This window comes from Massilia sp. (genome assembly GCF_046293535.1).
Lineage (GTDB): Bacteria > Pseudomonadota > Gammaproteobacteria > Burkholderiales > Burkholderiaceae_D > Telluria.
The window spans coordinates 73,326-86,631 of record NZ_JBKBOV010000003.1 but is presented as its reverse complement, the minus strand read 5'-3'; the positions used below and the strand labels follow the sequence as shown (position 1 = coordinate 86,631).

Genomic DNA, 13,306 nt, shown 5'->3' with positions numbered 1-13,306 from the left:
ATGGTCAAGGTGTACGAGATCGACGGCGTACGGCCGGTGGTCCATCCCACCGCCTACGTGCACCCGAGCGCCGTCCTGATCGGCGACGTGATCGTCGGCCCGCGCTGCTACATCGGCCCGCTGGCCTCGCTGCGCGGCGACTTCGGGCGCCTGATCCTGGAAGAGGGCGCCAACCTGCAGGACACCTGCGTGATGCACGGCTTCCCGGGCGAGGACACGGTGGTCGAGGTCGACGGCCACATCGGCCATGGCGCGGTGCTGCACGGCTGCCGCATCCGGCGCAATGCCATGGTGGGCATGAATGCGGTGGTGATGGACAAGGCGGTCGTGGGCGAAGAGTCGATCGTGGCCGCGATGAGTTTCGTGAAGGCGGGGATGATCATTCCGCCGCGCAGCATGGTGATGGGCACGCCGGCCAAGGTCATGCGCGAGCTCACTGACGACGACGTGAAGTGGAAGAGTTTCGGCACGCGCCAGTATCACGAACTGAACCTACGCTCGCTGCAGACCATGCGCGAGGTCGAGGCCTTGACGGAAGTGGAAGCGGACCGCAGACGCATCGAGTTCGCGCCTGACGGGATGCATAAACCGAAAGCTTGATTGCGCCGCCATTCCGTCGTTCCCGCGAAGGCGGGAACCCAATTTTGCATGCGTAGTGCAAGCATGTTTCGCGTCAGCGCTACATGAACCTGGATTCCCGCCTGCGCGGGAATGACGTTGGTGGGAAGAGATAACTGAACGGAGACAAACAAATGGGCAACATCGCAACCCTGCAAAGCCTGATCGCCGGACGCTGGCATGGCCTTGAGGCGCATACCCCGCTGCACAGCGCGCTGGACAACCAGCTGATCTATCACACCCACGCCGAGAAAATCGACTTCGACGAAGCCGTCACTTACGGCCGCAAGACCGGCATCCCGGCGCTGATGGGGCTCGACTTCCAGAAGCGCGCCCAGCGCCTGAAGGCCCTGGCCCTCTACATGATGGAGCGCAAGGAAGAGCTGTACGAAATCTCGCACCTGACCGGCGCTACCCGCCCCGACAGCTGGGTCGACGTCGAAGGCGGCATCGGCACCCTGTTCGCCTACGCCAGCATGGGCTCGCGCGAGCTGCCTTCTTCGAATGTTCTGCACGAAGGACCGGCGATCGCCCTGGGCAAGCGCGGCGGCTTCGCCGGCACCCACATCCTGGTGCCGCGCGGCGGCCTGGCGGTGCACATCAATGCCTTCAACTTCCCGATCTGGGGCATGCTGGAAAAATTCGCGCCGAGCTTCCTGGCCGCGATGCCCTGCATCGTCAAGCCGGCCACCGCCACCAGCTACCTGACCCACGCCACCGTCCGGATGATGATGGACTCCGGCCTGCTGCCGGAAGGCGCGCTGCAGCTGGTCATCGGCTCGACCGGCGACCTGCTGGATCGCCTGGGCGGTTTCGATGCCGTCACCTTCACCGGCTCGGCCGACACCGCCGCCAAGCTGAAGGCCAACCAGAACCTGATCCGCGCATCGGTCCCGTTCACGGCCGAAGCCGACTCGCTCAACTGCGCCATCCTGGCGCCGGACGTCAGCCCGGACGATCCGGAGTTCGACCTGTTCGTGAAGGAAGTCGCGCGCGAGATGACCGGCAAGGCCGGCCAGAAGTGCACCGCGATCCGCCGCGTCATCGTGCCCGAGCAGCATGCCGAGGCGGTAGGCAGCCGCCTGCGCGAGCGCCTGGCCAAGATCACCGTCGGCAACCCGAAGGTCGAGGGCGTGCGCATGGGGGCGCTGGCCTCGATGGACCAGCACCGCGACGTGTCCGAACGCGTCGAGATGCTGGCGCGCGGCAATGAAGTTTTGTATAGCGCCCGCGACGGTTTCAATCCGGTAGGTGAAGGTTGCGCGAACGGCGCCTTCTTCGCGCCGACCCTGCTGCTGTGCCGTAACGCGATGGATAACGAGGACGTGCACGACGTCGAGGCCTTCGGCCCGGTCAGCACGCTGATGACCTACCGCGACATCGACGAAGCCTTGCACTTGGCTGCACGCGGCAAGGGCAGCCTGGTGACGACGCTCGTGACCAAGGACCCGGCCATCGCCGCCCATGCGGTGCCGGTGGCCGCCGCCTCGCACGGCCGCGTGCACATCCTCGAGCGCGAATCGGCCGTGGATTCCACCGGCCACGGCTCGCCGCTGCCGCAGCTCAAGCATGGCGGCCCGGGCCGCGCCGGCGGCGGCGAGGAACTGGGCGGCATCCGCGCCGTCAAGCACTTCCTGCAGCGCGCCGCGGTGCAGGGCTCGCCGACCATGCTGGGCGCCGTCACCGGCGAATACGTGCGTGGCGGCGCGGTCAAGGAAACGGAAGTCCACCCGTTCCGCCGCTGGTTCGAAGACCTGGAGGTCGGCCACTCGCTGCTGACCCACCGCCGCACCGTGAGCGAAGCGGACATCGTCAACTTCGGCGGCGTCTCGGGCGACTACTTCTACATGCACTTCGACGAGATCGCGGCCAAGGACACCCAGTTCGGCAAGCGCATCGCCCACGGCTACTTCGTGCTGTCGGCGGCGGCCGGCCTGTTCGTGTCGCCGGCCCCGGGCCCGGTGCTGGCCAACTACGGCCTGGACAACCTGCGCTTCGTGGCGCCGGTGGCGATCGGCGACACCATCCGCGCAAGGCTGACCTGCAAGCGCAAGGTCGACCGCAACCGTACCGACGAGCAGGGGCGCGGCCAGGGCGTGGTGGCCTGGGACGTCCAGGTGACGAATCAACACGACGAACTCGTGGCGAGTTACGATATCCTGACGCTGGTACAAAAGCGCGGCTGAGCGCGGCCGGGATGGTCCCGTCGCCGCGGCAAGCAAGCATGGAGACCTTCACATGTCGAGACTGGACCTGAGCAGCATTCCCGTACTGAAAGGCACGGGCTATCCCGAGCCTTTTGCCGAGCTGGTGGACGGACGTAGCAAGCAGGCCCTCGGCGACGCCGGCGGCCTGACCCAGTTCGGCGTCAATCTTGTCGAGCTGCAGCCGGGCGCGGCGTCCTCGCAGCGCCACTGGCACTCGCACGAGGACGAATTCGTGATGGTGGTGTCGGGGGAACTGGTGCTGGTGACCGACGAAGGCGAGACCCTGATGCGCGCAGGCGACTGCGCGGCCTTCCCGGCAGGAAAGCCGAACGGGCACCACCTGGTCAACCGCAGTTGGGGACAGGGCGTGTTCCTGTGCGTCGGCTCGCGTGTCCCGGGCGATTCGGCGACCTATCCCGACATTGACCTGCACTATGACGGCGCCACCGATACCTATTCACACAAGGACGGCACGCCCTATCCGCCGCGCGGCTGAGGCCTAGTTCAGTTTGCGCGCGTAGCGGCTGCGGATGTGCTGGCTCACAAAAGTAGACAGCCCACGCCCCTCGCGCGCTAGTTCCTGCATCCGGGCAATGTTCTCTGCCCCGGCGCTGCGCTCGGTATACAGATAGCGGTCGCCGCCGGTGAATTGGATGATGATCGAGTCGGTGTCGATGTCGTAGGCGACCACGCCGGATTCGCCGCTCGTGTTGCGATAGCGGTGCATGCGCACCTCCACTGGTTGTCGTGATACCTGTAATGTGGGTATCGATCGCCCCAGGACAAGCGGCAGCTCAGTGGCCGATCTTGCGCCGCACCTTCAGCAGCCCACTTTCTGTACGCACAGCAACGAGGTCCATGTAATCCGCCACCGGAGCCGAGCGCGTCTCGACCGGATGCGTGTGCGTAGCGGTCACGACAATGCTGTCCATGCCCGCGCTTTCCGCGGCGGCCAGGCCGATCGTCGTATCCTCGAACACCAGGCAATCCTGCGGCGCCACGCCCAGTTTCTGCGCGCCCAGCAGGAAAGGATCGGGGTGGGGCTTGCCGCGCTTGACGTCGTCGGCCGACACCAGCAGGGGCGGCAGGGGCAGGCCGGCCGCCGCGATGCGCGCCGTCGCCAGTGCGCGCGAGGCCGAGGTGACGATGGCCCAGCGCTCCGTCGGCAGGCTGGCCAGGAAGCGGCCCACGCCGGCGATTTCCTCGATGTCGCCCACGTCCTCGATTTCCGCCAGTGCGATGCCGAGCGCCTCCGCTACCGGATCGACGCCGGGCAGGCCGAGGTGGCGGATGGTGTCCTCGGTGCGTTTGCCGTGCACGGTCGGCACGAAGCTCACCGGGTCGAGTCCATGCCGGAGCGCCCATGCGCTCCAGACCCGCTCGGCGGACTTGATCGAGGTCAGGATGGTGCCGTCCATGTCGAACAGGAAGGCGGCGTATTCGCGCGAAGGCAGGACGGAAGGGTTGGTCGGGCTCACGGATGCATGCTCGTTGTGGAATCGGACCGTCCAGCATAGCGCAAAATCCCTGAAGGCTACGCCTGCCTTGACGCCTGGACGGCGCTGGAGCGTATTGCCGAGGGAAGTAGGGTGGACGGCTTCGCCGTCCGCGCGTTCACATCCCGGGGGAGCAGATATTACGTCTGTTCTCGCGCTGGTTGAACGCGCGGCCGGCATGGCCGGCCACCCTGCAACATCATTCTTCCAGCTGCTTGCGCACGCGCGCGATCGCCGCCCGCACCTGGTTCGGCGCCGTGCCGCCCACGTGGTCACGCGCCGCCACCGAGCCTTCCAGCGTCAGCACCGCGAACACGTCCTGCTCGATCAGCGGCGAGAACTCGCGCAGCTGCTCCAGCGACATCTCCGACAGGTCACACTTGGCGATGTCGCAGGCGCGCACCGCATGCGCCACGGCTTCGTGCGCGTCGCGGAAGGGCAGGCCCTTCTTGACCAGGTAGTCGGCCAGGTCGGTGGCGGTGGCGTAGCCCTGCAGCGCCGCGGCGCGCATGTTCTCGGCCTTGACGGTGATGCCGCCCGCCATGTCGGCGAAGATGCGCAGCGTGTCGGTGAGGGTGTCGATGGTGTCGAATAGCGGCTCCTTGTCTTCCTGGTTGTCCTTGTTGTAGGCCAGCGGCTGGCCTTTCATCAGGGTCAGGAGGCCGTTCAGGTGGCCGTAGACGCGACCGGTCTTGCCGCGCGCCAGTTCCGGCACGTCCGGGTTCTTCTTCTGCGGCATGATCGACGAGCCGGTGCAGAAGCGGTCGGCGATGTCGATGAAGCCGATGCGCGGACTCATCCACATGACCAGCTCTTCCGAGAAGCGCGACACGTGCATCATGATGAGCGCGGCCGCCGCCGTGAATTCGATCGCGAAGTCGCGGTCCGACACGGCGTCCAGCGAGTTGTGGCACACGTCTTCGAAGCCCAGGGTTTTCGCCACGCGCAGGCGGTCGATCGGGAAGGTGGTGCCGGCCAGCGCGGCCGCGCCCAGCGGCAGGCGGTTCACGCGGCGGCGCGCGTCCTGCATGCGCTCGGCGTCGCGGCCGAACATCTCGACGTAGGCCAGCATGTGGTGTCCAAACGTGATGGGCTGGGCCACCTGCAGGTGGGTGAAGCCCGGCATGATGGTGTCCGCATGGCGTTCGGCCAGGTCGAGCAGGGCGCCGCGCAGGCTGGCGAGCAGGCCGAGGATGTCGTCGATCGCCGCACGCACGTACAGGCGGATGTCGGTCGCCACCTGGTCGTTCCGGGAGCGCCCGGTATGCAGGCGCTTGCCGGCGTCGCCCACCAGTTCGGTCAGGCGCTTCTCGATGTTCAGGTGCACGTCTTCGAGGTCGAGCAGCCACTCGAAGCTGCCGGCCTCGATCTCGCCCTTGATCTGGGCCATGCCGCGCTCGATCTCCGCACGGTCCTGTTCACTGATGATGCCTTGCGCGGCCAGCATCTCGGCGTGGGCGAGCGAGCCCTGGATGTCGAAGGGCGCCAGGCGCTTGTCGAAGAACACCGAGGCGGTGTAGCGCTTGACGAGGTCGGAAACGGGTTCGGTGAAGCGCGCGGACCAGGCTTCGGCTTTCTTGGAGAATTGATCGGTCATGGTGGGATCCCTGTTAGGTATCCCACGATTATAACTGGCCCGCCACACCCCCACCGAGGGTGGATGACAAGCGCCCGGAAATGCATGATGATGGTTTCACTATTCATCAAATGACAATAACAAGGGGGATGCATGAACCGTTTGGCCCGACTCGGCCTGGCACTCGCATTCGCCGCACCCGCGGCACAGGCACAGCAGGCCGCACCGGCCACGCCCACCGCGATCGCCGCACCGGCGGCGCCGGCTGCCGCCGCCATGCCGGCAGCGAGGGCGGCGGACGTCGTCTCGATCGACGCCATCGTCGCCGCGCTCTACGACGTGATCTCGGGTCCGGCCGGCGCGCCGCGCGACTGGGACCGCATGCGCTCGCTGTTCGCGCCCGAGGGCCGCATGGGCGCGATGGCCGCGCGTCCGGACGGCAGCCATGTGTTGCGCGCCATGACTCCGGACGACTACATCGCCCGCAACACCAAGGCCTTCGCCAGCATGGGGTTCTTCGAGACCGAAAAGGCGCGCACCCTTGAGGTCTTCGGCCAGATCGCCCACGTGTTCAGCACCTACGAGGCGCGCCGCGCCAAGGAGGACGCCCAGCCCTTCATGCGCGGGATCAACAGCATCCAGCTCATCCACGACGGCAAGCGCTGGCACGTGCTGAGCCTGATCTGGCAGGCCGAGGACGCCAAGCTGCAGCTGCCCGAGCGCTACCTGCGCAACGGCTGAGCGGTAGCTGGGAATTGTCGGGGAACGCCGTCCAATTGAAACTTATGCATCGAGAGAACGGCGCTAGAATTGGTTTTTAAGCCATATTCACTGCTTCCATGATTACCAACGATTCGAGCTTCCAGGTCAGTACCGACCAGTCGCGGCTGGACATCCCGATGATCTACCGCTTCCTGAGCGAACAATCCACCTGGGCGGTCGGCATCGGGCGTCCGGTGGTCGAGCGCGCCATCGAGAATTCGCTGTGTTTCGGCGGCTATCTCGACGGGCGCCAGATCGCTTTCGCACGCGTCATCACCGACTTCGCGACCTTCGCCAACCTGGTGGACGTGTTCGTGGTGCCCGAGTACCGCGGGCGCGGCTACGGCAAGCAGCTGATCGGCGCGGTGCTGCGCCACCCCAGCCTGCAGAAGCTGCGCCGTTTCACGCTCCATACGAACGATTCGCACAGCCTGTACGAACGCTTCGGCTTCACCGCGCCCCAGCGCCCCGAGACGATCATGGAGCGTTACTTTCCGAACATATATTTGTCCTGAGCATACTCAACACGGCGACGCCCTTCTGGAATCAGGCTTACGATAGTCTGAACCGGGAGGAAGTCGAATGCTTCGCGCCGTCGTCCGTGCACTTGTCCGTGCCCTGCTTGCCCTGGCCTTGCTGGGAAGCCAGCCGCTCGTAGCGGCCGAGGCCGGGCAACCGAAGGGCTCGCTGGTCATCATCGGCGGCGCACTGCGCGCCGACAATGCCGCCGTGTGGGAACGCATGGTCCAGCTGGCGGGCGGCAAGGGCGCCCGCATCGCTGTGTTCGCCTCGGCCTCGGCCAGCCCCGAAAAAGCCGGCAAGTTCCTGGTCGACCGCTTCAACCACTATGGCGCCAGGGCCTTCTTCGTGCCGGTGGCGGTGCGCCTGTCCGGCATCGACTACCAGGCGGCCGCCGAGGATCCGGCCCTGGTGGCCGCGGTACGCGCGGCCGGCGGCGCCTATTTCGCCGGCGGCGACCAGGGCCGCATCACGCGTGCGTTGCGGCGCGAGGACGGCAGCAATACCCGCATGCTCGACGCCCTGTGGGACATGTACCGGCGCGGCGGCATGATCGCCGGATCGAGCGCCGGCGCCGCCATCATGAGCAGCACCATGTTCGGCCGCCCCAAGACGGTGCTCGCCACCCTCAAGCTCGGCATCGATGAAGGCAAGGAGATCGCCCCTGGCCTCGGCTTCATCGGCGACGACGTCTTCATCGACCAGCACCTCCTGGTGCGCGGCCGCTTCGCGCGCATGGTGCCGGCCATGCTCAAGAAGGGCTACAAGCTGGGCCTGGGCGTGGACGAGAACACCGCCATGGTGGTGGGCCCGGGCCGCGAGGTCGAGGTGCTCGGCTACCGCGGCGCGCTGCTGGTCGATCTGTCGAAGGCGGCGCCGCAGGAAGGTCCGAAGGGAGGGCCGCTGAGCGTCAGCAACGTGCGCCTGAGCTACCTGGACAATGGCGACCGCTTCAACTTGGCTACCCAGACCTTCACGCCCGCACCCGACAAGCTGGACAACCGGATCGACCCGGCCCGGCCCTATTACCGCGAACCGCTGTTCTCGGCCGACATTCTCGGCAACAGCACCGTGGTCGACCTGATGGGCAAGCTGATCGACAGCGACCAACTCGACGCCATCGGCCTCTCGCTCGACAGCCCCCACGGCGTCCAGCCCGACCTCGGTTTCGAATTCAAGCTCACCCGCACCGGCGACAGCGTAGGCTACCAATCCTCGTTCACCGAGCAGTACTCGGTCTACAACGTGCGGCTCGACATCCGGCCGATCGTGGTGCAGCGGCCGCTGTACCAGTACCGCCAGCCCGAGAGCGCGGCAGGGGTGGAGGCCGGCCGGGTCGATGCCGCCAGGTGAGGCCGCTACCTGGCATACCGGAGACGCGGCGGCCGGCATTACAATGGATGACATTCCTTCAACGAGGACCATCCATGACCCGTTTCGCATTCATCCTCCTTGCCGCGCTATGGACGCTTGCCGATGCGGCCCACGCGGCCCAGCCGGCCACCGTGCGCGTCGACTACACCCACAGCGGCAATGCCTTGTCCGACCAATACGCTCTCGAGCGCGTCGTCATCGAACCGCTGCCGTGGCCAGGCAACATGGCGCGCAACGTCGACGAGACCAACCGCGGTCAGAACCGGGTCGAGGTGGTGGACGCCAGGACCGGCGACCTGCTGTACTCGCGCGGCTTCTCGACCGTCTTCGGCGAGTGGCGCACGACCGAAGAAGCCAACAAGATCAGCCGCAGCTTCCAGGAATCGGTGCGCTTTCCCAAGCCGGACCGTCCGGTGCGCGTGCGCATCCTCGAGCGCGACGAGCGCAACCAGTTTTCGGTGGCCTGGAGCGTCGAGGTGGACAGCGACGCGCCGGAGGTCGTGAAGAAGCAGCCGGAGCTACCCGCGAAGCCGATCCCGATCCACGTGAGCGGTCCGTCCGCCGACAAGGTCGACCTGCTGGTCATGGGCGACGGCTACACTGGCGCGGAGATGAAGAAGTTCGAGGCGGATGCGCGCCGCCTGACCCAGTACCTGTTCTCGGTCTCGCCCTTCAAGGAGCGCGCCAAGGATTTCAACGTGTGGGCGCTGGCCGTGCCCACCAGCGAGTCGGGCATCAGCCGTCCGTCCCAAGGGGTGCACCATGCCTCGCCCCTGGGCACCCGCTACGACATCTTCGGCAGCGAGCGCTACGTGCTTACCCTGGACAACCGCGCGCTGCGCGACATCGCCCAGCATGCGCCCTACGAGTTCATCGAGATCCTGGTCAACAACGAGACCTATGGCGGCGGCGGCATCTTCGGCCAGTTCAGCACCGCGGCGGCCGGCAGCGGCTGGGCCAACTACCTGTTCGTGCACGAATTCGGCCACCACTTCGCCGGCCTGGCCGACGAGTACTACACCTCGCCGGTCGCCTACGCCGCCGCCAGCACGCGCATGGAACCGTGGGAGCCGAACGTCACCGCGTTGCGCGACCCGGCCAACATCAAGTGGAAGCGCCACGTGAAGGCCGGCACCCCGCTGCCGACACCCTGGCCCAAGGCCGAGTATGAAGAGGCGTCGCGCGCCTTCCAGAAAAAGCGTGCGGCGCTGCGTGCGGCGAACCGGCCGGAGAGCGAGATGAACGCGCTGTTCGTGGAGGACCTGAAGGCGACCAACGCGCTGTTCGCAGGCAAGCCTGGTCGGCCACTGCCGCATCGCCACGAGGTCGGCGCCTTCGAGGGCGCGAACTACGAAGCCACGGGTTACTACCGGCCGACAATGCAGTGCCTGATGTTCGACCGCAGCGAGGCCTTCTGCCCGGTGTGCCGGGACGGCGTGAACGACATCATCGACCTGTATGCAGGGGCAACCCGGCAGTAAAGATTGCTTACAAAAATGTCAAATGTCTAAGTGGGTTGGCTAACAGACCCGGCGAGTGGGGAGTCCGTATTCTGGACTCGTCGTCACAACAATTATTTGCGCAAGAGCTGCACTGCGCGACCACTCACCGGAAAGGATTCACCATGAACAAACTGATCGCCACCCTCATCGCCGGCCTGTTCGCCACCGCCGCCCACGCCCAGACCACCACCACCCCGGCCGCCGACAGCGCGGTGGCGAAAGCCGAAGCCAAGGCCGAGAAGGACATCGTCAAGGCCGAAGCGAAGGAAGTGAAGACCGCGGCCAAGGCCGACGAAAAAGTGAACAAGGCGGTCGCCAAGGTCAGCGAGAAGAGGGCCGAAGCCCATGCCGACGCCGTGAAGGCGCATGCCGACGCCGTCGAGAAGGTCGCCAAGGCCGATCCGGAAGACCGTGCCAAGGCGGTGGCCAAGGCCGAAGAGAAGATCGCCGACGCCAACCTGAAGGCCGACAAGAAGATGATCAAGGCGGAGGAGAAGCTGCTCAAGACCCAGGTCGATGCGGCGGCCGACAAGGCCACCGCCGCGGCCAAGACCGAGCAAGCGCGCGTCGAAGCGACCGCCGACGTGCACAAGGCGGCTGCCAAGCACTAAGCGATGCCGTTCAACAAAAGCGCCGGCTGATGCCGGCGCTTTTGTTTCTGCGCGCGCTATCGGCCCTCATGCAAACTTGGATTCCCGCCTGCGCGGGAATGACGCTCTTTGGTATGTTGCTTAAAAACCGTCGTTCCGGCGAAGGCCGGAACCCAAGTCCGCTGCACATAACGAACGTTAGCGTACACCATAATAAAAACGCCGGCTATAAGCCGGCGTTCTTCATTACCCGATCAGAACGATCAAACGTCGGTCGCCCGCATCGCCAGGTCCTGCGCCTTGAGCTTGGCCGACAGCGGCTTGCCCTTGCGCGCGCGCTTGCCGAAGTGCGGCTCCAGGCCGGACGCGAACAGCTCCACCGTGCGCGGTTTCGAGCCGGCCCAGGTGCCGATCACGTTCACGCCCTTCTGGTTGATCGGCTGCGCCGCCAGCAGGGTTTCCTTCGGCTCCAGTTCCATCAGCGTCACGCCGCGGCCGCCGTTGGTCAGCACCTTCATCTCGTCGATGCCGAACACCAGCACGCGGCCCTTCTCGGACAGGCAGGCGATCGCGCCGGCACTGTCGCTGACGATGCGCGGCGCCAGCGGCACGGCGCCGTCGTCCAGCGTGATGAAGGACTTGCCGCCCTTCAGTCGGCTGATCATGTCGCCGGCCTTGGCGATGAAGCCGAAGCCGTTCGAGGAAGCCAGCAGCAGGCGCGTCTCCGGGTTGCCCGCGAAGTAGTGCAGGATGCGCACGCCGCCCGACAGGTCGACCAGGGTGGTGATCGGCACGCCGTCGCCGCGCGCTCCCGGCAGCGCGGCCACCGGCACCGAGAAGCTCTTGCCGTTGCTGCCGATGCCGATCAGGGAGTCGACCGTGCGGCACTCGAAGGCCTGGAGCAGCGAGTCGCCCGCCTTGAAGGTGAACTGCGCCGGGTCGTGGCCGATGCCGGTGCGCGCGCGCACCCAGCCCTTCTCGGACACGATCACCGTCACCGGCTCGTCGATGACCTTCTGCTCGGCCACGGCGCGCTCGGCTTCCTCGATCAGGGTGCGGCGCTCGTCGCCGTACTGCTTGGCGTCCTGCTCGATCTCGCGGATGATCAGGCGCTTCATGCTGGATGGATTCTCGAGGATGTCCTCGAGCTTCTCTTTCTCGCCCCGCAGCTCGGCCAGCTCCTGCTGGATCTTGATCGCTTCCAGGCGCGCCAGCTGGCGCAGGCGGATCTCGAGGATGTCCTCGGCCTGGCGTTCCGACAGGCGGAAGCGCTCGATCAGCGCGGCCTTCGGCTCGTCCGAATTACGGATGATGGCGATGACTTCGTCGATGTTCAGCAGGACGGTCTCGCGGCCTTCCAGGATGTGGATGCGGTCGTTGACCTTGCTCAGCCTGAACTCGGTGCGGCGGCGGATGGTAGCGAAGCGGAAGTCGATCCACTCCTGCAGGATCTCCAGCAGGCCCTTCTGGCGCGGGCGGCCGTCGCCGCCGATCATCACCAGGTTCATCGGGCTGGAGGTCTCGAGCGAGGTATGCGCGAGCAGCATCAGCATGAACTCGTTCTGGTCCTGGTTCTTCGACTTCGGCTCGAACACGATGCGCACCGCTGCTTCGCGGCCCGATTCGTCGCGCACGGTGTCGAGCGCGCCGAGGATGGTCTGCTTCAGCGCCAGCTGTTCCGGCAGCAGGGTCTTTTTGCCGGCCTTGATCTTCGGGTTGGTGAGTTCTTCGATCTCTTCCAGCACGCGCTGGGCCGAGCAGCCCGGCGGCAGTTCGGTGACCACCGCCTGCCACTGGCCGCGCGCCAGCTCCTCGATCTTCCAGCGCGCGCGCACCTTCATCGAGCCGCGCCCGGTCGCATACATGTCGGCGATGTTCGAGGCCGGGGTGATGATCTGGCCGCCGCCCGGGAAGTCCGGACCGGTGATCAGGGTCATCAGCTCGGCGTGGGTGATCTTCGGGTTGCGGATCAGGGCCACCGCGGCCGAGGCGACTTCGCGCAGGTTGTGCGAAGGGATCTCGGTGGCCATGCCGACCGCGATGCCGGAGGCGCCGTTGAGCAGCACCATCGGCAGGCGCGCCGGCAGCTGGCGCGGCTCGGTGGTGGAGCCGTCGTAGTTCGGCTGGAAGTCCACCGTGCCCATGTCGAGCTCGTCGAGCAGCAGGCGCGACACCGGCGTCAGGCGCGCTTCGGTGTAGCGCATCGCCGCCGCGCCGTCGCCGTCGCGCGAGCCGAAGTTGCCCTGGCCGTCGATCAGCGGGTAGCGCAGCGAGAAGTCCTGGGCCATGCGCACCAGCGCGTCGTACACCGATTGGTCGCCGTGCGGGTGCAGTTTACCGAGCACGTCGCCGACCACGGTGGCGGATTTGCGCGGCTTGGCGCTGTGTCCCAGGCCCAGTTCGTGCATCGAGAACAGGATGCGGCGCTGGACCGGCTTCTGGCCGTCCGAGACGTCCGGCAGGGCGCGGCCCTTGACCACCGAGACGGCGTAGTCGAGGTAGGCGCGCTCGGCGAAGGTGGAAAGGGTGAGCGTTTCGGAGTCGTCCGAAGGCGCGTTTTGTTGTTCGAAGAGGCTTGCTTGCGTCATGATTGTTTGTTCGTTTCCTGGCGGGGCAGGTGGCTGTTCGGAGAAACTTGGGCCCCGGCCCGCGCCGGGGCGAC

12 protein-coding genes are annotated in these 13,306 nt (G+C 66.3%); 8 read left to right on the top strand and 4 right to left on the bottom strand.

Features of this window, described 5'->3' with window-relative positions; translation table 11 throughout:
- The 3 genes from paaY to ACK4S9_RS02845 all read left to right on the top strand — a co-directional run bounded on the left by paaY (window position 1) and on the right by ACK4S9_RS02845 (window position 3,321).
- Window positions 1–600 carry a phenylacetic acid degradation protein PaaY gene (paaY, locus tag ACK4S9_RS02855; protein ID WP_409721158.1) on the top strand — a complete coding sequence of 200 codons (600 nt, stop codon included), beginning with the start codon at window positions 1–3 and terminating at the stop codon, window positions 598–600.
- A gap of 152 nt (window positions 601–752) precedes the next feature.
- Entirely contained in the window at window positions 753–2,804 is a 2,052-nt protein-coding gene (paaZ, locus tag ACK4S9_RS02850) for a phenylacetic acid degradation bifunctional protein PaaZ (protein WP_409721155.1), read from the top strand.
- A gap of 52 nt (window positions 2,805–2,856) precedes the next feature.
- Window positions 2,857–3,321, top strand: a complete 465-nt coding sequence (locus ACK4S9_RS02845; RefSeq protein WP_409721152.1) for a cupin domain-containing protein — start codon at window positions 2,857–2,859, stop codon at window positions 3,319–3,321.
- 3 nt (window positions 3,322–3,324) lie between these two features.
- Here ACK4S9_RS02845 and ACK4S9_RS02840 read toward each other — a convergent pair whose 3' ends face one another.
- The 3 genes from ACK4S9_RS02840 to argH form a co-directional block, all read right to left on the bottom strand.
- A complete protein-coding gene (locus ACK4S9_RS02840; protein WP_409721149.1) occupies window positions 3,325–3,552 on the bottom strand; it encodes a hypothetical protein in 228 nt (75 codons plus the stop codon).
- A 67-nt stretch (window positions 3,553–3,619) separates the two neighbouring features.
- A complete protein-coding gene (locus tag ACK4S9_RS02835; RefSeq protein WP_409721146.1) occupies window positions 3,620–4,303 on the bottom strand; it encodes an HAD-IA family hydrolase in 684 nt (227 codons plus the stop codon).
- A gap of 217 nt (window positions 4,304–4,520) precedes the next feature.
- On the bottom strand, window positions 4,521–5,918 hold the full coding sequence (argH, locus tag ACK4S9_RS02830; RefSeq protein WP_409721143.1) for an argininosuccinate lyase: 1,398 nt from the start codon (window positions 5,916–5,918) through the stop codon (window positions 4,521–4,523).
- A 132-nt stretch (window positions 5,919–6,050) separates the two neighbouring features.
- Between argH and ACK4S9_RS02825 the strand changes: the two genes are divergently transcribed.
- The 5 genes from ACK4S9_RS02825 to ACK4S9_RS02805 all read left to right on the top strand — a co-directional run bounded on the left by ACK4S9_RS02825 (window position 6,051) and on the right by ACK4S9_RS02805 (window position 10,665).
- On the top strand, window positions 6,051–6,638 hold the full coding sequence (locus ACK4S9_RS02825; protein ID WP_409721140.1) for a hypothetical protein: 588 nt from the start codon (window positions 6,051–6,053) through the stop codon (window positions 6,636–6,638).
- Window positions 6,639–6,736: 98 nt separating this feature from the next.
- Window positions 6,737–7,174 carry a GNAT family N-acetyltransferase gene (locus tag ACK4S9_RS02820; protein WP_409721138.1) on the top strand — a complete coding sequence of 146 codons (438 nt, stop codon included), beginning with the start codon at window positions 6,737–6,739 and terminating at the stop codon, window positions 7,172–7,174.
- Window positions 7,175–7,241: 67 nt separating this feature from the next.
- Window positions 7,242–8,531 carry a cyanophycinase gene (locus ACK4S9_RS02815; RefSeq protein ID WP_409721136.1) on the top strand — a complete coding sequence of 430 codons (1,290 nt, stop codon included), beginning with the start codon at window positions 7,242–7,244 and terminating at the stop codon, window positions 8,529–8,531.
- A gap of 74 nt (window positions 8,532–8,605) precedes the next feature.
- Window positions 8,606–10,033, top strand: a complete 1,428-nt coding sequence (locus ACK4S9_RS02810; protein WP_409721133.1) for a M64 family metallopeptidase — start codon at window positions 8,606–8,608, stop codon at window positions 10,031–10,033.
- Window positions 10,034–10,176: 143 nt separating this feature from the next.
- On the top strand, window positions 10,177–10,665 hold the full coding sequence (locus ACK4S9_RS02805) for a hypothetical protein (RefSeq protein WP_409721130.1): 489 nt from the start codon (window positions 10,177–10,179) through the stop codon (window positions 10,663–10,665).
- A 242-nt stretch (window positions 10,666–10,907) separates the two neighbouring features.
- Here the strand turns inward: ACK4S9_RS02805 and parC are convergent, their stop codons facing one another.
- Window positions 10,908–13,232 carry a DNA topoisomerase IV subunit A gene (gene parC / locus ACK4S9_RS02800; protein ID WP_409721127.1) on the bottom strand — a complete coding sequence of 775 codons (2,325 nt, stop codon included), beginning with the start codon at window positions 13,230–13,232 and terminating at the stop codon, window positions 10,908–10,910.
- Window positions 13,233–13,306 lie beyond the last annotated feature (74 nt).